The sequence below is a fragment of the Planomonospora sp. ID67723 genome (genome assembly GCF_015711605.1).
Lineage (GTDB): Bacteria > Actinomycetota > Actinomycetes > Streptosporangiales > Streptosporangiaceae > Planomonospora_A.
The window spans coordinates 363517-382594 of the sequence record NZ_JABTEZ010000003.1 but is presented as its reverse complement, the minus strand read 5'-3'; the positions used below and the strand labels follow the sequence as shown (position 1 = coordinate 382594).

At 73.5% G+C, this 19078-nt stretch carries 15 protein-coding genes; 8 read left to right on the top strand and 7 right to left on the bottom strand.

All coding sequences use genetic code 11. The annotated features are described in order from the left end of the window. Positions 1–54 precede the first annotated feature (54 nt). Positions 55–963 carry a proteasome assembly chaperone family protein gene (locus HS041_RS23445; protein ID WP_196442962.1) on the top strand — a complete coding sequence of 303 codons (909 nt, stop codon included), beginning with the start codon at positions 55–57 and terminating at the stop codon, positions 961–963. Beyond that, the gene (locus HS041_RS23440; RefSeq protein WP_196442961.1) at positions 956–2005 is read left to right on the top strand and encodes a Gfo/Idh/MocA family oxidoreductase; all 1050 of its coding nucleotides are present in this window, start codon (positions 956–958) and stop codon (positions 2003–2005) included. The genes HS041_RS23445 and HS041_RS23440 overlap by 8 nt, the downstream gene beginning before the upstream one ends. Before the next feature lie 133 nt (positions 2006–2138). On the opposite strand, the gene HS041_RS23435 is transcribed toward HS041_RS23440, so the two are convergent. Further along, the gene (locus HS041_RS23435) at positions 2139–2936 is read right to left on the bottom strand and encodes a tyrosine-protein phosphatase (RefSeq protein ID WP_196442960.1); all 798 of its coding nucleotides are present in this window, start codon (positions 2934–2936) and stop codon (positions 2139–2141) included. Between the two features lie 161 nt (positions 2937–3097). On the opposite strand from HS041_RS23435, the gene HS041_RS23430 reads away from it, so the two are divergent. Further along, entirely contained in the window at positions 3098–3973 is an 876-nt protein-coding gene (locus tag HS041_RS23430) for a hypothetical protein (protein WP_196442959.1), read from the top strand. A 94-nt stretch (positions 3974–4067) separates the two neighbouring features. Here HS041_RS23430 and HS041_RS23425 read toward each other — a convergent pair whose 3' ends face one another. Further along, entirely contained in the window at positions 4068–6695 is a 2628-nt protein-coding gene (locus HS041_RS23425) for an ATP-binding protein (RefSeq protein ID WP_196442958.1), read from the bottom strand. A gap of 127 nt (positions 6696–6822) precedes the next feature. Between HS041_RS23425 and HS041_RS23420 the strand changes: the two genes are divergently transcribed. Continuing rightward, a complete protein-coding gene (locus HS041_RS23420) occupies positions 6823–7968 on the top strand; it encodes an acyl-CoA dehydrogenase family protein (RefSeq protein WP_196442957.1) in 1146 nt (381 codons plus the stop codon). Positions 7969–8136: 168 nt separating this feature from the next. On the opposite strand, the gene HS041_RS23415 is transcribed toward HS041_RS23420, so the two are convergent. Beyond that, the gene (locus HS041_RS23415) at positions 8137–10230 is read right to left on the bottom strand and encodes a M6 family metalloprotease domain-containing protein (RefSeq protein WP_307845427.1); all 2094 of its coding nucleotides are present in this window, start codon (positions 10228–10230) and stop codon (positions 8137–8139) included. Between the two features lie 147 nt (positions 10231–10377). Here HS041_RS23415 and HS041_RS23410 point away from each other — a divergent pair, with 147 nt between their 5' ends. Then, a complete protein-coding gene (locus tag HS041_RS23410; protein WP_196442956.1) occupies positions 10378–11490 on the top strand; it encodes an amidohydrolase family protein in 1113 nt (370 codons plus the stop codon). A 137-nt stretch (positions 11491–11627) separates the two neighbouring features. Further along, positions 11628–12320 carry a nucleotidyltransferase domain-containing protein gene (locus tag HS041_RS23405; RefSeq protein ID WP_196442955.1) on the top strand — a complete coding sequence of 231 codons (693 nt, stop codon included), beginning with the start codon at positions 11628–11630 and terminating at the stop codon, positions 12318–12320. 111 nt (positions 12321–12431) lie between these two features. Here HS041_RS23405 and HS041_RS23400 read toward each other — a convergent pair whose 3' ends face one another. The 3 genes from HS041_RS23400 to HS041_RS23390 form a co-directional block, all read right to left on the bottom strand. Beyond that, positions 12432–13982 carry a sensor histidine kinase gene (locus HS041_RS23400; RefSeq protein ID WP_196442954.1) on the bottom strand — a complete coding sequence of 517 codons (1551 nt, stop codon included), beginning with the start codon at positions 13980–13982 and terminating at the stop codon, positions 12432–12434. A gap of 115 nt (positions 13983–14097) precedes the next feature. Continuing rightward, positions 14098–14778 carry a response regulator transcription factor gene (locus HS041_RS23395; RefSeq protein ID WP_196442953.1) on the bottom strand — a complete coding sequence of 227 codons (681 nt, stop codon included), beginning with the start codon at positions 14776–14778 and terminating at the stop codon, positions 14098–14100. Positions 14779–14951: 173 nt separating this feature from the next. After that, complete coding sequence (locus tag HS041_RS23390; protein ID WP_196442952.1) at positions 14952–16007, bottom strand: carbohydrate-binding protein; 1056 nt, start codon at positions 16005–16007, stop codon at positions 14952–14954. Positions 16008–16175: 168 nt separating this feature from the next. On the opposite strand from HS041_RS23390, the gene HS041_RS23385 reads away from it, so the two are divergent. Then, positions 16176–17714, top strand: coding sequence for a gamma-glutamyltransferase family protein (locus HS041_RS23385; RefSeq protein ID WP_196442951.1), 1539 nt, complete (start codon positions 16176–16178; stop codon positions 17712–17714). A gap of 94 nt (positions 17715–17808) precedes the next feature. Beyond that, entirely contained in the window at positions 17809–18105 is a 297-nt protein-coding gene (locus HS041_RS23380) for a hypothetical protein (RefSeq protein WP_196442950.1), read from the top strand. A 99-nt stretch (positions 18106–18204) separates the two neighbouring features. Here the strand turns inward: HS041_RS23380 and HS041_RS23375 are convergent, their stop codons facing one another. Beyond that, entirely contained in the window at positions 18205–18870 is a 666-nt protein-coding gene (locus tag HS041_RS23375) for an HAD family hydrolase (RefSeq protein WP_307845426.1), read from the bottom strand. Positions 18871–19078: the final 208 nt, after the last annotated feature.

Sequence of the window (19078 nt, the reverse complement as noted above, 5' to 3'; positions counted from 1 at the left end):
ACCGGGCATCCCGCGGGTTCATCTGAAGAGACGATCGACGAAAGGCTGGAAACGGTGTCCGACCCGACGGATCTCTACCGGCTCAGCGAAGACCTTCCTGAGCTGACCGATCCGGTGCTGCTCTACCACTTCGACGGTTTCGTGGACGCGGGCGGGGCCGGTCGGCTCGCCGTCGGCCATCTCCTCGCCGAGCTGGAGCACCGGGTCATCGCGACCTTCGACGTGGACCGCCTGCTCGACTACCGGTCCCGGCGCCCGGTCATGACGTTCGACACCGACCGATGGGTGGACGTCGAGAGCCCCCAGCTCGTCATGCGCCTCGTCCACGACGCGACGGGCACGCCGTTCCTGCTGCTGTCCGGTCCCGAGCCGGACCGTGAGTGGGAGCTGTTCACCGCCGCCGTCGAGGCCCTCGTCATCCGTCTGGGCGTCGGCAAGCTGGTCACCACGCACGGCATCCCGATGGCCGTCCCGCACACCCGCCCGCTGGGCGTCACCGGTCACGCCAGCCGTCCCGAGCTGGTCTCCGGGCAGACCAGCGCCTTCGGCAAGGTCCAGGTCCCGGGGAGCGCGGCCGCCCTGATCGAGTTCCGGCTCGGCGCGAAGGGCCACGACGCCCTCGGCTACGCCGTGCACGTCCCGCACTACCTCGCCCAGGCCGAGTACCCCACGGCCGCGGTGACCGCGCTGGAGGCGGTCACCGGCGGCACCGGCCTGGTCTTCCCGCTGGAGAGCCTGCGTGAGGCCGCGAGCCGCACCACCGCGGAGATCGCCGCGCAGATCGAGGCGTCCGAGGAGCTGTCCACCGCGATCAGCGGCCTGGAGCAGCAGTACGACGCCTTCGCCGCCGGTTCCGAGCGGGAGAACCTGATCGCCGAGCCGGCCGAGATGCCCACCGGTGACGAGCTCGCCGCCCAGTTCGAGGCCTTCCTGGCCGAACGGGACGAGCGCCGCAATGACTGAACTGCGTGTCGGCCTGGTCGGGTACGGCGTGGCCGGAGCGTTCTTCCACGCCCCGCTGATCGCCGCCACGCCCGGCCTGCGGTTGTCGGCCGTGGTGACCCGTGACCCCGGGCGGGCCGACGAGGTCTCGGCCCGGTACGGCGCGCGGCCGGTGGCCGACGCCGCCGAGCTGAACGACTCCGTCGATCTGGTCGTGGTCGCCTCCCCCAACCGCACCCACGTCCCACTGGCCGAGGCGGCCCTGAAGGCGGGGCTGCCGGTGGTGGTGGACAAGCCGCTGGCGGCGACCGCGGAGGAGGCGCGGGGCCTGCTGCGGCTGGCCCGTGAGAGCGGGCTGATGCTGACCGTCTTCCAGAACCGGCGATGGGACGGCGACTTCCTGACGATCGAGCGGCTGGTCGCCTCCGGCGAGCTCGGCACCGTGAACCGGCTGGAGTCCCGCTTCGAGCGGTGGCGACCGGTCCCCAAGGGCGGCTGGCGGGAGCTGGGCGGCGCGGAGGAGGTCGGCGGCCTGCTGTACGACCTCGGCAGCCACCTGGTCGACCAGGCCCTGCACCTGCTGGGCCCGGCCGTCTCGGTCTACGCCGAGTCCGACGTCCGCCGGTCCCAGGTCGTCTCCGACGACGACACCTTCATCGCCCTCGCCCACGCGAGCGGCGCCCGGTCGCACCTGTGGGTCAGTGCGGTGACCCCGCAGCTCGGGCCGCGTTTCCGCGTGCTGGGCTCGCGAGCCGCCTACGTCAAGCACGGCCTGGACGTCCAGGAGGACCGCCTGCGCGCGGGTCTCACCCCGGACTCGCCCGGCTTCGGCGACGACCCCGAGGAGCGCTGGGGCGTGCTCGGCACCGACGCCGACAGCCGCAGGATCCGCACCGAGCCCGGCGACTACCTCGGCTTCTACCGGGCCGTGGCCGCGGCTCTCCGCGAGGGTGCTCCGCCCCCGGTCGGCGTCGAGGAGGCGGTCGAGGCCCTCACCGTCCTGGAAGCCGCCCGCCGCTCCGCCGCCGAGGGCGTGACCGTCTCCCTGCGCCCCGCCCCGTAGGCCCCGCCGTCGTCCTCGCCTCGGCCCCCCACCACCGTGGGCGGGTTCCCGGTCCGCGCTTCCCCGGCCGCCGTGGCCGGGGAAGCACCGGTCGCCGGGCTTCCGGTCGCGGAGGCTCCCCGCTGCCGGGGTCTCAGTCGCGCAGGCGGGACTTCAGCGCCCGGGAGTCGGCCTCGGTCCAGCCCTGGGCGGCGAGCCACTCCAGCGGCCCGCCGAAGCGGTCGTCCAGCACGCGGAGGAACTGCTCGATGTACTCGTGGCGGGGACGGTGCTCGTCGGCCGAGCGGGTGTCGAGGTCGTCGCGGTAGGTGGAGCTGGCGCGCAGCCGGGCCAGGATGCCCTCGATGCGTTCGCCGGTGGCGACGTAGTCGGCGACGATGGCCTCGCGGGTGGCCCCGGCGACCTCCAGAGCGAGGGCGCAGACCACGCCGGTGCGGTCCTTGCCCGCCGCGCAGTGCACGATCGCGGCACCGTCGTCGTGGGCCATGGCACGCAGGGCGGCCACCACGGAGTCGGGGCGGTCGCGCAGGTAGGCGTAGTAGAAACCGGTGACCCGCAGCTCGGCCAGGTCCTCCTCGGCGCGTTGCTGCCAGGGCAGCACCCGGTCGGCGTCGATCGTGTCGGCGTCGACGTCGGTGTGCTTGCCCCCCTCGGCGAAGAGGGTGAGGTGGTGGATGCTCACCTCGGGGACCCTGGTGAGCGGGCCGGGCCCTTCCAGGGAGACCTCGGGGCCCGAGCGCAGGTCGATGACATGGCGGAGCTTGAGCTCGGCGACGAGGCGTTCGACGTCGCGCTCGGTCAGCCCCTGCAGGTTGTCCGACCGGTACACCCGGCCGAATCGTGTGGTCCCGCCGTCTACGGTGGCGAGCCCGCCGAGGTCGCGCACGTTGACGGCACCGTCAAGATCGATCCATCGCGTGAAGTCGTTCATCACGGACGAGTCTATACATCGGTATATGACCGCACAGTTAGCAGACAGGGTGTATTACCGAAAATGCCAATGTTCATCCTCTAGCGTCCTAAATTGCTCCACAACGCTCAGGATGCTTAAAAGTGGGAAGCACCTGACGATTCTCACCGCGAGGAGGTCGTGTGGAGCCACGCACCCGTCCCCCCAGCCTGGTCGTCGATCCCTCCCTCCCCGCCTCCGTCTCCTCCGTGCTGCGCTCCAGCCCCGAAATCCTCCGCTCGGTCCGGCTGGGCGACATCCCCTCCGCCCCGGGGCCGGACCCGGTCAAGGTGTTCTCGGTCACCGCCCTGCTGGGACTGGTCTGGGCGTTGACCAGCCTGGCGGGCATGCTCGTCCTCCTGGTCGTGGTCGGCGCCCTCACCGGGATGCGCCGGCTGACGGCCGACCCCGCGGCCCGGCAGGCACGGCGCCGCATGCGGGTGGCCCTCGACCACGGCAACCGGTTCATCCTGCCCGAGGACCTCGACGCCGGCTGCGGCGCGCTGCTGCGCCGCGCGCAGGACGCCGCCGAGACCGTGCTCGGCTCCCAGGTCAACCGCGCCGGCCTGCTCGATGCGATCGACAACGCGGTGACCCTGCCCGACCAGGTATGGCAGATCGCCACGAAGCTGGCCCGGCTCTCGGCCATGAGGGCCGAGCACCGGCGGATCGTCCCGGGCACGCCGCCTCCCGAGGTGGCCGAGGCCTTCGCCCCCTACTCCAGGGCGCTGGAGCGGGTCGCGGACTCCCTGACCGAGCGGGTCCGGGCGCTGGAGGAGTACGCCGCCCAGGTCCGCAGGGCCGACGCGGTCTACCACTCCTACCGGCAACTGGAACTGCTGGCCGAGCGGACCTCGCAGTACGAGGACCTGCTCGCCGAGACGGCCGGCGACGAGCTGGCCGTACCGCGCCTGGAGGAGATGACCGGCCAGGCACGGCAGATCAGGGAGCTGTTCCTGGAGAGCATGGAGGAGGCCCGCCGGGCCGCAGGGCACCTGGCCGGCACCGGGAGGACGTGACCGGGCCCCTCCGGAACCGGCGACCCGCGACCGGGCGTCCCTGCGGGGCTCCGCGCGGAGCCTGTGGAACGGGGCACCGGAGACGGGGGCCGGGTCAGGTCCGGTCCGGGCACTGCCTGGCGCGGTGCAGGAAGTCCAGGGTCCGGCCCATCCCCGACTGGTTGCCGAGGCTGCGGTAGATCTCCAGAGCGTCGCTGAGCGGCGGGATCGCCGCCTCGCACTCCCCGGCGTCCAGGTGCGCCTCTCCGAGGTAGCGCAGGCCCCGCGCCATCCACCACCGGTCCTCCAGCTCCTCGAAGGCGGTCACGGCCTGCCGGAGCGAGCGCTCGGCCTCCCGGATCCGGCCCGTCCGCGCGTGCACCCGCCCGGCGGAGAGCTCGGTCCTGGCCACACCCCAGGAGTCGCCCAGTTTGTCCAGCAGATCGGCGGCCTGCCGGATGTACTTCAGCTCGTTCAGCCGGTTCGCCGGGTTGCCGACCTCGCCGGCCGCGCGCAGGCAGCGGGCGAACTCCCATTCCTCCCCCCGGAGCCGGAACATCTCCGCGGCGCGGTCCAGGCTGAACCCCGCCCGGGTGAAGTGGTCCTGGGCGGCGCGGAGCTCCCCTCGCTCGCGCAGGCTCCGCGCGGTGGCGCCGAGCACCTCGCCGTAGGCGCGCAGCGTCTGCGCCTCGGAGTAGCGGTTGCGGTCGTGCTCGAAGACCGCCAGGGCCTCCTCCAGCAGTTGCATGGCCTCCTCGGGCCGGCGCTGGGCGAGCCGGAGCTCGGCCAGGTTGCGCTGGGTCCTCGCCGACCACCACCGGTCCTCCTCGCCCTTGAAGGCGGCGATCGCGCCGACGAGGTAGCCCTGCGCCCGGTCGAGGCTGCCGTCGCTGAAGAGGGTCATGCCGACCGAGCGCATCGCCCGGGCGGCCCACCACCGCTCGCCGAGGTCGGTGAAGACGGCCAGCGCACGTTCGGCGTCCTCGCGGGCGGTCTGGTGGCTGCCCTGCCCGCCGGTCACCGCCGCCCGGTCCAGCAGCGCGATGCCCAGCGCCCGCCGGTCCTCCATGTTCTCGGCGGCCTCGCACAGGATCTCGGCGACCGCCCGCCAGTCGGACCAGTAGGCCCGCAGCGAGTGGCACAGCGAGCAGAAGGCCCGGCTCAGGCCCCAGGTCAGCTCCCACAGCTCCAGGCTCCGCGCCTCGTTGATCATGGCGACCGCGGTCAGCCGCTCGGCGTTGAGCCAGTCGGCCGCCGAACTCTGGGCCCGCGCCGTGGCCGCCTGGTCCCCGTCGTGCTGCCCTCTGTGGCTGTTGTGGCCGCTGCGGCCGCTGCGGCCGCTGCGGCCCCAGTCCTGCGGCCAGCGGGCCATGGCGGCCGCCTCGCCCCGGCGCCGGTAGCCGGAGAGCACGCGCTCGACGGCGGCCCGGCCGGAGTCGTCGGCGTCGTGGAAGCCGGCCAGCTCGCGGGCGAAGATCCGGACCAGGTCGTGCAGCCGGTAGCGCATCGTGCCGGAGGAGTCGACGCCCGAGCACTCGGCGAGCTGGGTGTCGATGAGCGCCTCGAGCTGGTCGGCGCCGTCCAGCTCGGAGGTGGCGAGCAGCTCGCCGGCGACCCAGCCGGGCACGTCCGGGGCGGTGAGCAGGCTGAGCCCGCGCAGCAGGCGGCGCTGGATGCCGGTGCAGGCGTCGTAGCTGAGCTGGAGCGAGGCACGCACGCTCTTGTCCAGGCTGGGAGCCAGCTCGAGCTGGTCCAGGCGGCGGCGCTCGTCCCTGAGCCGGCCGGCCAGCTCGCGCAGCGACCAGTTCTCCCGCGTGGCCAGACGCCCGCCGCAGATGCTGATGGCCAGCGGCAGGTGGTCGCACATGTGGACGATCTCCCGGGCGGACTCCGGATCGGCGGCGACCCTGTCGTCCCCGGCCAGCCGGGCCAGCAGTTCCACGCCCTGGGCCTCGCCGAACACCGACAGCCGTTTGTCGTAGGTGTTGAGCAGGTGCAGCGGATGCCGAGAAGTGATCATGACCGCGCAGCCCGGCTCGGCCGGGATCAGATCCTTGACCTGGTCGCCGCTCTCGGCGTTGTCCAGGCCGATCAGGATGCGCCTGCCCTTGGTCCACGTCAGCCAGAGCTTGCGCAGTTCGTCCAGGCCGCCCGGGTCGGTGGTGAGCCGCACGCCGAGCGCCCGCAGGAAGCCGGTCAGCACCTCCTCGGGCCGGATCGGGGCGTCCACCGCGCCCCGCAGATCGGCGTAGAGCCGCCCGTCGGGGAAGCGGCCGGCGATCTCGTGGCTGAACCTGGTCATCAGCATGGACTTGCCGACGCCGCCCCTGCCGTACACCGAGACGACCAGCGGCGAGGCGCCTTCGTCCCGGCCGCGCGGTCGGCGCCGGGCGAACACCTCGCGCAACTCGGCCAGCGCGTCGGTCCGGCCGGTGAAGTGCGCGGGGACCGGCGGCCACTGGTCGGGAGGGCGCCAGGAGTGGTCGGGCGGGGCGGCGGGCAGCGCGGACCGCCGGTCGGTCGTGGCCCAGGTGAGCAGGCCGACCAGGAGTCCGGCGAGCACGGTGACGGCGACCTTCGCCATGGTGGGCAGGTCCCACACGTCCAGCGACGTGGCGAGGATGCTGGCCACCGCGGCGGCGATTCCGGCCGCAGCGGGCGCCGCCAGCGAGATCGTACGGCGCGGCGGCCCGCCGGGCGGCCTGCCCTTCCGGCGATCGGGAACCTGTGACGACCCGGGCATCTGCTCCCCCGAGGAAGACCGCGCCCCGGCGGGGCCGGCATGCTGCTTTCAAGATTCATTCAAGCAGACGCAAAGCCGGCGGTCCCCCTCCGAAGGCGATACCGACCGGTCGGTACACTGATATGTCATGAAACGTACTCTCTACGGTCCCGACCACGACGCCTTCCGCGCCTCGGTCCGGGAGTTCGTCGCCCGCTCGGTCGCCCCCCGTGCCGAGGAGTTCATCGAGAACCGGATGATCGACCGCGAGATCTGGCTGGAGGCCGGGCGGCAGGGCTTCCTCGGGCTGGAGGTCCCGGAGGAGTACGGCGGGAGCGCGGCCGGGGACTACCGCTTCAACGCGGTGCTGGGCGAGGAGCTGTCCGGCCAGAGCGCGGCCCTGTCCTCCAGCTTCGGCATCCACTACGACGTGGTCGCGCCGTACCTGGTCGAGCTGACCACCGAGGAGCAGAAGAAGCGCTGGCTGCCGCGCTTCTGCTCCGGCGAGATGATCACGGCCATCGGCATGACCGAGCCGAGCGGCGGCTCCGACCTGGCCGCGCTGCGCACCACCGCCGTCCGCGACGGCTCCGACTGGATCGTCAACGGCTCCAAGACCTTCATCACCAACGGCTACTGCGCCGACCTGGTCGTGGTCGCCGCCAGGACCAGCCCGGAGAAGCGGGCCAAGGGCATCACGCTGCTGGCGCTGGAGACCGGGATGGAAGGCTTCACCCGGGGCCGCAAGCTGGACAAGGTGGGCCAGCCGGAGGCCGACACCGCCGAGCTGTTCTTCGAGAACGTGCGCGTCCCCGGGGAGAACGTGATCGGCGAGGTGGACCGGGGCTTCATCGCGATGATGGAACGGCTGCCGCAGGAGCGGCTGGGCTCGGCGGTGGCGAACCTGGCGCATGCGGCCGCGGTGCTCGCCGAGACCCTGGTCTACGTCAAGGAACGCAAGGCCTTCGGCCAGGCCGTCGGTTCCTTCCAGCACAACAAGTTCGTCCTGGCCGACCTCGTGACCAAGATCGAGGTCTCCCAGGCCTTCGTGGACCAGTGCATCGCCGCCCACGCCGAGGGCGAGCTGAGCGCGGTCGACGCCGCCAAGGCCAAGATGTGGACCTCCGAGGTGCAGAACGAGGTGCTGGACGGCTGTGTGCAGTTGTTCGGCGGCTACGGCTACATGAAGGAGTACCGCGTGGCCCGCGCCTGGATGGACGGGCGGGTGACCCGCATCTGGGCCGGGTCCAACGAGATCATGCGCGAGCTCATCGGCCGCGACCTCGGCCTTTAGCGCGTCTCCGGGCCCGGCCGGTTCGCGGCGGCTCCCCGGCGCGGACCGGCCACCGCCCGTGCCGGCCCTCACCTCCCGGCTCGGAGAGGGGGTGCGGCGCGCGCCGTACCCCCTCTCAGTGTCCTGCCGCCCGCCGTCCTCCTGCTCGGACTTCCTGCCCGGTCCCTCCTACAGGCCGACCACGTGGCAGGTCGCCCTGGCCGTCCTGGACGGGTCGCTCTCGGAGACGGCGGTCAGCGTGACCGTGGCCAGCCGGCTGCCGCCCGGGGCCCGCTCGGCGTGGACCACCGCCTGCGTGCGGGCTCCCGCCTTCGCGGTCGCCAGTTCGTTGGGCACCGAGGCCGTCCAGCCGCGGCCTTCGACGGTGGCCGAGAGCCGGTAGACGTCACTGCCGAGGTAGGCGCTCACGTCCTCGGGATGCCGTCCCTGGGCGGGGGCCTTCCCTCCGGTGTTGAACAGCGGGAAACTGCAGGTGGAGTAACCCTGAGCGGGCCTCCCCACAGCCGGGAGCAGCCGCACGCCGCGCCTGGCCGGACCCGCCCCGTCCAGGGAGCGGATCGCGACCGTGTAGGCGAGCACGCCCGTGCGGTCACGGTGCACGTCCAGCACGTAGAAGTGCAGGCGGTTGGCCTCGTCGACGTACTCGAACTCGCTGCCGGAACCGGTCCCCGCGTGGAAGAGGGCGTCCGAGAGCTGGCGGTAGTCGCCGACCGTGATCGGCACCGCGGTGCCGTCCGGCAGGACGTAGTCGGTCATCCCGATGTCCTGCGGGTTGGCGTCGATCACCCACTCGAACGGGGCCCGGTCCTCGTTCTTGGTCTTGGCCAGCAGGACTCCGGAGTCCGGGGTGAAGGAGTCGGAACCCATCCGGTCGACGACCTCGACGGTGTAGTTCTCGTAGCCGCCGCCGTCGCAGAACGGGTCGGTGGCCACGTCGCAGGCCGGGCTCCTGTCGCCGGTGTCGAAGGCGACGTTGACGCCCGACAACCCCTTCTCGCCCGGCTGCACGGCGCGGGCGGTCACCCTGGCGACCACCGGCCCGGACTCGTCGAGCGCCTCGCGCGACAGGCGCAGGACGTTCTTCTCGTCGACCATCTTCAGCTTGATCTTGTTGCGGAGCATGTGCTGGGCGCCCATCGAGCCGCCGCCGGTGGGCGGGATCATCCAACGGCTGTGCGGGCCGCCGGGGCCGTTGAAGCTGCCCCGGCTGAGCATCTCCCAGATGCCGGTGTAGGCGCGGCGCGGCGGTACCCCGAACGGGTTGTTGTAGTTGTCGCCGATGCCCAGGATGTGGCTGAGCTCGTGGGCGTAGACGCCCTGGCCCGAGCTCTCGGCCTGGGTGGAGGAGCCGCCTCCGGCGTTGGGCCAGATGGAGGCGGCCGAGGCCCAGGACGTCCACTCGACGTAGCGGGTCCTGGCCCAGTTGGGCAGGGCCGGGTCCGGCGGGCCGAATTCGTCGGTCACCGCCTCCTTCGTCGGGAACTTGATCGGCCCGAACTCCTGCCAGGTGGCCGACTCGTCCTGCCCGGCGCTCAGATAGAAGACGAAATCGAACCCGGCGGGGACCTCCGGCCCCTCGGCGGCGGTCCACGCGGCCCGCCCGTCGGTCCTGATGTTCCTGGTGCAGGTGTCCCCTGCCGGGCAGGCAGTGCCGCCCTGGAACTCCATGGCGTACTCGTGGGACTTGCCGGGCATCTGGTACGGCCCGAAGGCGGTCAGGTCGACGCCGTAGCGCCCGCCGGAGTCCTCCATCCAGTACTCATGGATGGTGTGGCCGCGGTTGAGCTGGTTGGGGGTGTTGAGGAAGTCCTTGTAGAACCGGGCGACCTCCTCGCGCGGGACGTCGTGGGCCTCGGCGCTGGGGTTGCCGAAGACCGTCGAGCCCTTCGGCCGGGTGACCACGAACGGCTGGTTGGGGTAGTCGAGCAGGACCAGCGCGCCGCGGAAGGTGCGCTCGGAGCCCTGGACCGCCGGGTCGGCCCAGTTCGTTCCCGGGGGCTTGACGTAGTCGGCCCACGTCATGTGGTCCGGGTTCTTCCAGTTCTGCGGATCGATCGGGGCGGGGGCGCCCGGGCGGCCGCCCCGCAGCGCGGTCGCCGGGGCGTCCTGCTGCCAGGGCTGCTGCTGCGGCCAGTGGTTCAGCCGCCAGGGGTGCTCGGGATCGGGAGCCGGTTCGGCGGACGCGGGGATGGAGGCGAGGCCGAGGGGAAGCAGGATCACTGCCGCGATCAGCGCCTTCGCCAACCTGGGGGGTTTGATCACGATAAATGACGTTATATAGCAGTCAAGCGGAGATCAACGGCCTTCCTTGAATCAGCAGGACCTCCCTGCGCCACGGAAGCCGGGGTGTTTGAGAAGTCCGGACCGGCCCGTCTAGTCTCTCCGGAGGACCTTCGGACAGGAGTGCCTATGCCCATGCGCGCCGGTCGCCTCCTCGGCACGCATGCGCTCTCCGCGGTGACGGTGCACAGCGCCCCGCTGCTGCTGCCCGTCTCCGGACCGCCGGTCGCCGACGGCGCGCTCGCCGTCCGGGGCGACCGGGTGATCGCCGTCGGACCCCGCGCGGAGATCGAGGCCGCCCATCCCGACTCCGGCTCGGTGCACTGGCCGGGCATGATCGTTCCCGGGCTGATCGACGCGCACGTCCGGCTCGACCGGGGTCTCCTGTCCGCGCCCGCCCACGGCGTCACCGCGGTCGCCGGCGTGGCCGCCGACCTGGACGCCGCCTCCGTCCCCGGCGAGACCGCCCTCGGCGGGGTGACCTACCTGGAGACGCGCTGCGAGGACGAGCACCTCTGGGAGGCGAGCGAGCGCGACCGGCTCATCACCGCCATCCGCGAGGTGGACCACCCCGGGATCATCGGCATCGCCGCGCACTCCCCCGACCCCGTGGTCATGGAGGACCTGGCCATCCTGTCCAGGACCTTCGGCCTGCGGCTCCTGGTCGAACTCGGCCGCCCCACCGCAGCCCCGGACTCCGGATTCCCGGACGCGGTCTTCCTGGACGCCGGCTTCCTGGACCGGGTGGGCGCACTGGGCCCCGGCACCCACGTGGCGCTCTCCGGCCCGCTCGGCGAGGCCGGCCGCAAGCTCCTGCGCGCCCGGGGAACCGTCGCGGTCCTCTCCTCCCCCTTCGCCGCCGAGGGCCTGCTGGACGGCGAGAACACGATCGCCGTCGGCACCCGGACCGGCGGCGACCCGCTGACCGCCGCCCGCGTGCTCGGCCGCACCCTCCCCCGCGATCCCGCCGTGGACCGCTTCCTGGTCGAGTCCCTGACCCTCGGCGGAGCCCGGGCCCTGGGCCTGGCCGAGGGTCCCGGCCGCCTGGGCGGCCTGGAGGCGGGCAGCCGTGCCGACTTCGCCGTCTTCGCGGTCGAGGCCGACGCTGAGACCGCCTGCACCGCCCTGCTCCACGACGGACCGGGCCGCTGCCTGGCCACCTACACCGCCGGGCGCCCCGCCTGGCGCCGTACGGCCGCGCACGAGACCACCGGCCCGGCGGACGCCACCGCGACCGGCTGACCTCCGGCCCGGGGCGGCCCGCCCCTTCACCGGACGGCCCGGCGGAAGGCGCCCCGGAGGCCGACACCGTACGGCCTGGCCTTCCACGTCGTCCACGGCGGATTGCGCCGGACGGCGCGGGGGCCGAGAGTCGTGGGATGGATCTTCACCACGCCCTCGCCGTCAGGGCGGCCGGCGAACTCGCCGCCCGCGACGACGTCCTCGCCGTCCTGATCGGCGGTTCGGTGGCCCGGCGCGAGCATCGCCCCACGTCCGACGTCGATCTCCTGGTGGTCACCGCCGAGCAGACGTCGCTTCCGGTCTCCCGGCGCACCGTCCGTGACGGGCTGCTGGTCGAGTGGATCGCGCGGACCGAGGCGGCCTGGCTCGCGCGCTTCGACCGGGCGCGCACGTCGTGGCTCTTCGCCTTTCTCGAGGGCGAGGTGGTGCACGACTCCGGCCCGGCGGAGCGGCTGGCCGCGCGGGCGCGGGCGGTACTGGAAACGTACCGGACCTCGGTCGAGGCCCGCCAGAACCTCGCCTCGCTTCTCTGGCACGGCCAGGCCAAGCTCGATCGGGCGGCCGAGTCGGGTGACGTCCGGGAGCAGGGTTTCTGGTCGTCGATCTGCGTCGAGACCGTCGTCGACGCGCTGTACGCGATCCACGACGTCCCCCGGACCGCGGGCTCGCGCCGCATGGCCCATCTGCGCATGGTGCCGCTGACCGAGCACGAGGAGGACCTGCTGGACGCGCTGCTGACCGCACCGGCCCGCGAACGCTTCCAGGCGCTCCGGCACCTGATGGCCCATCTCCGGAGCGCCCTCGGGGAACCCGACCTGGAACTCCCCTGAGGGTGGGGCGACCGGACCGGCGGCCGGGGGACGGGACTCCGCCGACCTGGCGACGCCGCGGCGACCGGGGTCGCCGGGGTTCCGTGGCGGTCGGCGCGGCGTCCCCGACGGTCACTTCAGCCAGGACACGGCTGCGGGCCGCTCCGCCGGGCGGCCCGCCCACGGCAGGAGCACCTCGACGCGTGTCCCGCCGCCGTCCCCCCCGGCGCCGCCGTGCGGGCCGGTCACGGTGACGGTGCCGCCGTGCAGCGTCGTCTGCTGGTGGACCAGGGTGAGGCCGAGGCCGGAGCCGGGGCTGCCGGCGCGCCGGTGGAACCGGGCGAACACCGTTTCCCGGTCGGCGGGCGGGATGCCGGGGCCGGCGTCCTGGACGGCGAGGACGACGCCGCCGGCCGGAGCGGGGAGGTCGGAGGACGGGCCGTCCGGGGGCGTGACCGGGGAGAGAGCCGGAACCGGAGCCGGAGACAGGATGACGGTGATCGTGGCGTGGCCGTGGGCGTCCGCACCGTGGAGCGCGGCGTTGTCGAGCAGGTTGTCCACGATCATCCGCAGCCCTTCCGCCCATCCGCGGACGGGGAGGCCGTCCGCGAGCACGGTGGTGATGACTGCGTGCGGGTGGCGGCGGCGGGCGTCCTCGGCCGCGGCGGCCACGATCTCGGTCAGGTCGACCTCGGTGAAGGCCGCGGGGTCGAGCAGTTCACCGCGGGCCAGCCCGCGCAGCATCATGATCAGGCGCTGCATCCGGGCATGCTCGGCGACCAGGTCCGCGACGGTCTCGGCACGCTCGGCCGGGTCCAGCTCCGGGTGGTCGAGCAGGCCCAGGTTGGTGCCCATGCTGGTCAGCGGTGTCCGCAGCTCGTGCGCGGCCGTGGCGGCGAAGGCGCGGGCGGTCTCCAGCGCCTCGCCCGTGCGCGTCACCGCCGCGTCCCGCCGGTCCAGCAGCTCGTTGACCAGACCGGCCAGCTCGTCGATCTCGGCGACCCCCGAGGCGGTCGTCAGCCGGGCGCCCGTACGGGACGGCGCGTCGATCCCGCGCGCCTGCCGGCGGAGTGCCGTCAGCGGCCGGACCGCGAAGCGGCCGAGCCCCAGACCGGCCGCGGCCCCCGCGCCCGCCGCGACCAGCGTGGTCAGCCCCACCCTCCTGACGAGCGTGCGGAACTGCCCGGACAGGCGGTCCTCCGGGTCGAACACCCACAGCCGGCCCCGGTCACCGCGGACGCCGAGATCCGCCGCCGCGAACCGCCACCGCCGCCCGCCGTCGGTGAAGGTGGCCGGTCCGATCGCTCCGCCGGCGAGGATCCCGCCCTTTCCGGCCTCGCCCGGCCCGGCCCCGGCTGCGGGCAGGACCGCGGGCACGGCTCCGACGACGAGCGGCTCGATCCCGGGCACCTCGAGGTACATCCCGCCCGGGCTCTCCGCGCCCGTGGCCGCCACCGCCAGCCGCCGGCCGAGGAGGTCGGGCGCCGTGCCGGTCGTCAGGCGGGCCCGCCGGGCGTAGGTCGAGGCCATCGGCGTCAGCGCGCGCAGCCGTACCGTCAGTTGCCGGTCCCGCTCCTCGCGCAGGTCCTGGGCGGCCAGGCCCAGCACGAGCGCCCCGGCCAGCAGCACCAGGAGCGGCACCAGCACGGCGAGGCAGACGGCGAAACGGGTGGACAGCCGCATGGCCGGACGCCCCGCGAGACGCCTCCCGGCCGTCCCGGGAGCGGCGGCCGGCCGGTTCACGACCGCCCCCGCGGCGGTGAGGGGCTCCCTGCCGGTTCGGCGCCGGGCGACGGGATCACGGCGGGGACTCCCGCAGCACGAATCCGACCCCGCGCACCGTGTGCACCATGCGAGGCTCTCCCCCCGCCTCCAGCTTGCGCCGCAGGTAACCGACGAAGGTGTCCACCGCGTTGCCGGTCACCTCGAAGTCGTATCCCCAGACCCGCTCCAGCAGCACCGGGCGCGACAGCACGACTCCCGCGTTGCGCGCCAGCACCTCCAGCAGGTCGAACTCCCGCCGCGTCAGCCCGACCTCCCTGCCGCCCAGGGCGACCCTTCGGGCGGCCGGATCGACCGTCAGCGGGCCCACCCGGACCAGGGCGCCGGGCGTGCGGCCGGCCCGGCGCAGCAGGGCGCGCAGCCGCAGCACCAGCTCCTCCAGGTCGAACGGCTTGACGACGTAGTCGTCGGCCCCGGCGGCCAGCCCGGCCACCCGGTCGGCCGTCTCGTCCATGGCCGACAGCATCAGCACCGGCACCTCCGAACCCGAGGCCCGCAGCCGGGTGCACACCTCCGTCCCCGGCAGCCCGGGCATCGATACGTCGAGGACGACCGCGTCGGCCCCTCCCGCCAGATCCAACGCCCGGCTCCCGGAAGCGGCGGTCTCCACGGAGAACCCCGCCAGCCGCAGGCCCCTGCCCAGGGAGCGCAGGATCGCCGCGTCGTCGTCGACGACGAGAATCCGATGCCCTGCCATCGAGCGCTCCTGTGCGGACGGCCCGGTCCGGCGGGTCCGGGGATGCCCGACACCTTATTGCCCAGCCTGCGCTTCCGTCATCGCCCGGCCTGTGCTTCCGTCATCGCCCGGACCGCGTCTGCGCCGCCCCCGCCCCGGCCGGCCGCACCGGTCGGGGTAGCGCGGATCGCGGTCTAGACGCGCTGCCAGAGGGCGGGGGCGCTGGACGGTTCCCAGCCGGCCAGGGCGGTGTGCGCCTGCAGGCACCGGTAGGTCAGCCCGGCCCAGGTGACCCGGGCGCCGACGGCGTAGGCGGTGCCCGCCTTCCACGGCGTCGCGCCCGTCGGAGCGGGCGAGGGGGCCGGCGTCCCGGTGGGAGCGGCCGTGGGCGTCGGGGTGGGGCCCGGGCCGGGGGTACCGCCGGTCAGCTGGTAGCCGCGCATGTCACGGAGGAGCAGGTAGGTGTTCTGCAGCGACCCGGAGGTGTCGCCGAGCGAGCGGTAGATGCCCCACTTGGGACGGACCCGGTCGGCCAGGAAGGTGTCGACGCCGGTCTTCCGGGCGTCGATCACCGTGGTCCCGCCGTCGCGGATGACCCAGCGCACCGATCCGTCGGTGCCGTCGCCGATCTTGATCTCGTACTCGACCCGCACCCACTTGTCCTGCAGCGGTTCGAGATCGGTCCGCCCGACGAGGATGTCACCGGCGAAGATCTTGTGCTCGATCGTCTGCTTCCCGCCGACCCTGCGCAGCGAGGTCACCGTGATGGGGGAGGTGCCGGTGCCCGGCTGCTTGGTCTGCATGATGTGCGTGAAGGTGCTGGTGGCCTTGAGCGAGCCGGGAACGTACATCGAGTAGGTGACCCGCCAGGTCTCGCCGAGCCGCCACTGCAGGTACGACGCGCCGTTGCGCATGCCGGTGACCTCCTGGCGCTGCCTGTCGGCGGCGCTGTCGCGGTCCACCGTGTGCATGTCGAACCGGAAGGTGTCGCCCACCGCCTTGATGTGGGGTTTGGCCGCGGGGTGGGAGCCCGCCCGGTCGTCCTCGACGGTCTCGAAGGCGGAAAGACCCGTTCGTGAGGGCTCCGGCGCCCAGCGGAGCTGCCAGGCGGGCGCGGCCCCGGCCGCGGCCGGAACGGCCCCGCCGGAGGATCCGGTGACGGAATCGGCGACGGATGCGGCGGCGGGGACGGCGCAGGCCGGCAGGGCCAGGGCGGCGAGGAGCAGCAGGGCGGTACGCGGACGTGTCACGGCGGTCACCTCGGGACGCGGATCGGGGGTGACGACATCCTGCCTCAGCCAGCTTCGTTAGGAAAGGTTCCTAACGATTAAATTCTCTTAAGGTGCCGCGGGAGACCCGTGACCGTGCCCGCGCCGCGGGCACGCCCTCGCCGGGAGGGGAGGCCGTACGCTCTGCACATGCACAACACGCGCTACGCACGCTCCGGCATGGTCTGCACGGTCGATCACCTGGCGTCGAGGGCCGGGGTCGCCATGCTGGACAGGGGCGGCTCGGCGGCCGACGCGGCCGTGGCGGCCAACGCCGTGCTGGCGGTGACGGCACCGCACATGTGCGGACTGGGCGGGGACCTGTTCGCCCTCGTGCACGACGGGCCGGGGGCTCCGGCGGCGCTCAACGCCTCCGGGCGGGCGGGGTCGGGCGCCGACCCCGAGCGGCTGCGGGCCGAGGGACACGAGCACATGCCCTTCCACCACGACGTCCGCTCGGTTCCGGTGCCCGGATGCGCGGACGGTTGGCTGGCCCTGCACGGCCGGTACGGCAGGCTGCCGCTCGCCGAGGTGCTCGCCCCGGCCGTCGGCCACGCCTCGGGCGGTTTCCCGGTCTCCCCGCTCCTGGCCCCCGGGCTGGCGAAGGTCGCCCCGCTGTGCGAGGACTTCGCCCCGGCGCGGGCAGCCGGGGACCTGGTCCGGCGGCCGGGGGTGGCCCGGGCTCTGACGGCGCTGGCCGGCGGGCGGGACGGGTTCTACCTCGGCGAGTTCGGCGAAGGGCTGCTCGCGACCGGCGGCGGCGAGTACACCGAGGACGACCTGGCCAAGGGGAGCGCGGAGTGGGTCGAGCCGCTGCGCACACGGGTCTTCGGGCACGACGTGTGGACGATGCCGCCCAATTCCCAGGGCTACCTGTTGCTGCTCGGACTCGCGGTCGCGGAGGGTCTCGACCTGCCCGCCGACCCCGCCGACCCGCTCTGGGCCCACCTGCTGGTCGAGTCCGCGCGGGTGGCCGGGTACGACCGGCCCGAATCGCTGTTCGAGGGCGCGTCCGTCGCCGCCGCCCTGGACTCGGCGGACCGGCGCCGCGCCCTGATCGATCCGGCCCGGCGGCTCGCCGTGCGCGACCTGGCCGCCTCCGGCGACACCACCTACCTGTGCGCGGTGGACGGCGACGGCATGGGCGTCTCGCTGATCCAGTCCAACGCCGCCGGGTTCGGCAGCCTGGTCTTCGAACCCCGCACCGGCATCAACCTGCACAACCGAGGCATCGGTTTCTCCCTCGTCCCGGGCCATCCCGCCGAGTACGGCCCCGGCCGCCGCCCCCCGCACACCCTGGTCCCGGCGCTGGTCACCCACGCCGACGGCTCGCTCCGCGCGGTCGCGGGCACCATGGGCGGCGACGCCCAGCCGCAGATCCTGCTCCAGGTCCTCACCCGCCTGCTCTCCTGCGGCCAGACCCCCGGCGAGGCGATCGGGGCCGCCCGCTGGCGGCTGGGTTCCGGCGGCACCGGCTTCGACACCTGGCGGGCGCCTGACGAGGCCGTGGTCGAGGTCGAGGAGGGCGCCCCGTGGGGCGAGGGCCTGGCGCGGCGCGGCCATCCGGTCGGCGCGCTGCCGTACGGCTCCGCCTTCGGCCACGCCCACCTCATCGACGTGCTCCCCTCGGGCGTGCTGGCCGGGGCGGCCGACCCGCGCTCGCTCATCGGAGCCGCGGCCGGGCTGTGACCGCAGGCCGCGAGTCGGCGCCGTCCCTGGACGCTCGGGATATATCTACTCCTGACCTGCGGTTTTCCTGCTCTGTATCGGGTAGTGCCCCGGTATGAGCCAACTACCTCCGGATCGCTACGGGATGAGCGACGAGCAGTCGATCGAGGTCGAGCAGGCGACCAGCGACCTCGGCTTCAACCACCAGATCGTCGAGGACGACCCCGCGCACCGGGACACCCTGGACGAGCGCCTCCGGCGCGAGGCCCCGGAGCGCCACCGGGCCCGGCACGACGAGGGCCGGCTGGTCGCGCCGGGCTCCGAGGAACTGCAGGAGTCCTACGTCACCGACGTCGACGTCCACGACCTGTCGGCCGAGGAGCGCGCGGTCCACATCCACCGCGTCAAATAGCCCTGCGTGGTCGCATCCCGGCGCCCCCGCGGCGGACCGCGGGGGACGATCCCCCGCGTGCCGGACCCGCGTCACCGGCGCGGGAACGGGCCGCGGCCGTCAGGGCCGCATCGCGGCGACCAGATCGGGGAAGCCCTCGACGACGTGGTCGGCCCGGGCCGCCTCCGGGCGGGCGGCGTGGAGGTATCCCCAGGGTCCGCGGCGGATCAGGGCCGTCCGCATGCCCGCCCGCCGGGCGGGGAACACGTCGTTGTCGAGACGGTCGCCCACGTAGAGGAGCTCCCCCGGCTCGCGGCCCGAGACCGCCACGACCTTGGCGAAGAACGCGGGATCGGGCTTGGACACACCCCACCCGTCGGAGGTGTATATGGCGTCCACCGGCAGGTCCATGGCGGCCAGCGCGTCGTGGGCCTGGGGAGGCTGGTTCCCGGCGATGATCAGCTCGTAGCCGAGCTCGCGCAGGGCGGCGAGGCCGGGCCGTACGTCGGGATAGAGGTCGGCGGCGTCGAAGTCGACCCGGAGCCCGTCGGGATCCTCGCGTTTCCACGCCTCCTGCTCCGTCTCGACGTCGAACCCCGGCCTGATGATCTGGAACGCCTCGGCGAAGGACCGGTCGAGCGCGGCCATGCCGCCCAGCACGCCGAGCATGGTGAACCGGGTGACGCCGAGCCGGTCGGCCCAGCGCGTCCAGATCCGCGTCTCGTCGATCAGGGTCTCCCCCACGTCGAACACCAGCGCCCGGATCACGGCATTCTCTCCCTCCACAGCCCTCCGTGGGCCCACCGCATCCTAGTGCCGCTCCCCGCCTCCGGCCGCGGGGCGGCCGTCCCGGCGGCCGGAGCCTTCGCGCACGGCCGGTCCCCTTCCAGCGGAGGGGTTACCAGCGAGTTGAAGGTTTTCCACCCCAACCATCGATCTCTTCTCCGGAAATCACAGAAAAGTCTTCATAGATACTTGAATGAGACACTTGAAG

What these genes read in the sequence shown, in the direction of transcription:
- HS041_RS23410 (WP_196442956.1), top strand. Translation starts at nt 10,378, where the DNA reads ATGCCCATGCGCGCCGGTCGCCTCCTCGGCACGCATGCGCTCTCCGCG.
- HS041_RS23395 (WP_196442953.1), bottom strand. Translation starts at nt 14,778, where the DNA reads ATGGCAGGGCATCGGATTCTCGTCGTCGACGACGACGCGGCGATCCTG.
- HS041_RS23380 (WP_196442950.1), top strand. Translation starts at nt 17,809, where the DNA reads ATGAGCCAACTACCTCCGGATCGCTACGGGATGAGCGACGAGCAGTCG.
- HS041_RS23440 (WP_196442961.1), top strand. Translation starts at nt 956, where the DNA reads ATGACTGAACTGCGTGTCGGCCTGGTCGGGTACGGCGTGGCCGGAGCG.
- HS041_RS23420 (WP_196442957.1), top strand. Translation starts at nt 6,823, where the DNA reads ATGAAACGTACTCTCTACGGTCCCGACCACGACGCCTTCCGCGCCTCG.
- HS041_RS23435 (WP_196442960.1), bottom strand. Translation starts at nt 2,936, where the DNA reads ATGAACGACTTCACGCGATGGATCGATCTTGACGGTGCCGTCAACGTG.
- HS041_RS23425 (WP_196442958.1), bottom strand. Translation starts at nt 6,695, where the DNA reads ATGCCCGGGTCGTCACAGGTTCCCGATCGCCGGAAGGGCAGGCCGCCC.
- HS041_RS23400 (WP_196442954.1), bottom strand. Translation starts at nt 13,982, where the DNA reads ATGCGGCTGTCCACCCGTTTCGCCGTCTGCCTCGCCGTGCTGGTGCCG.
- HS041_RS23405 (WP_196442955.1), top strand. Translation starts at nt 11,628, where the DNA reads ATGGATCTTCACCACGCCCTCGCCGTCAGGGCGGCCGGCGAACTCGCC.
- HS041_RS23385 (WP_196442951.1), top strand. Translation starts at nt 16,176, where the DNA reads ATGCACAACACGCGCTACGCACGCTCCGGCATGGTCTGCACGGTCGAT.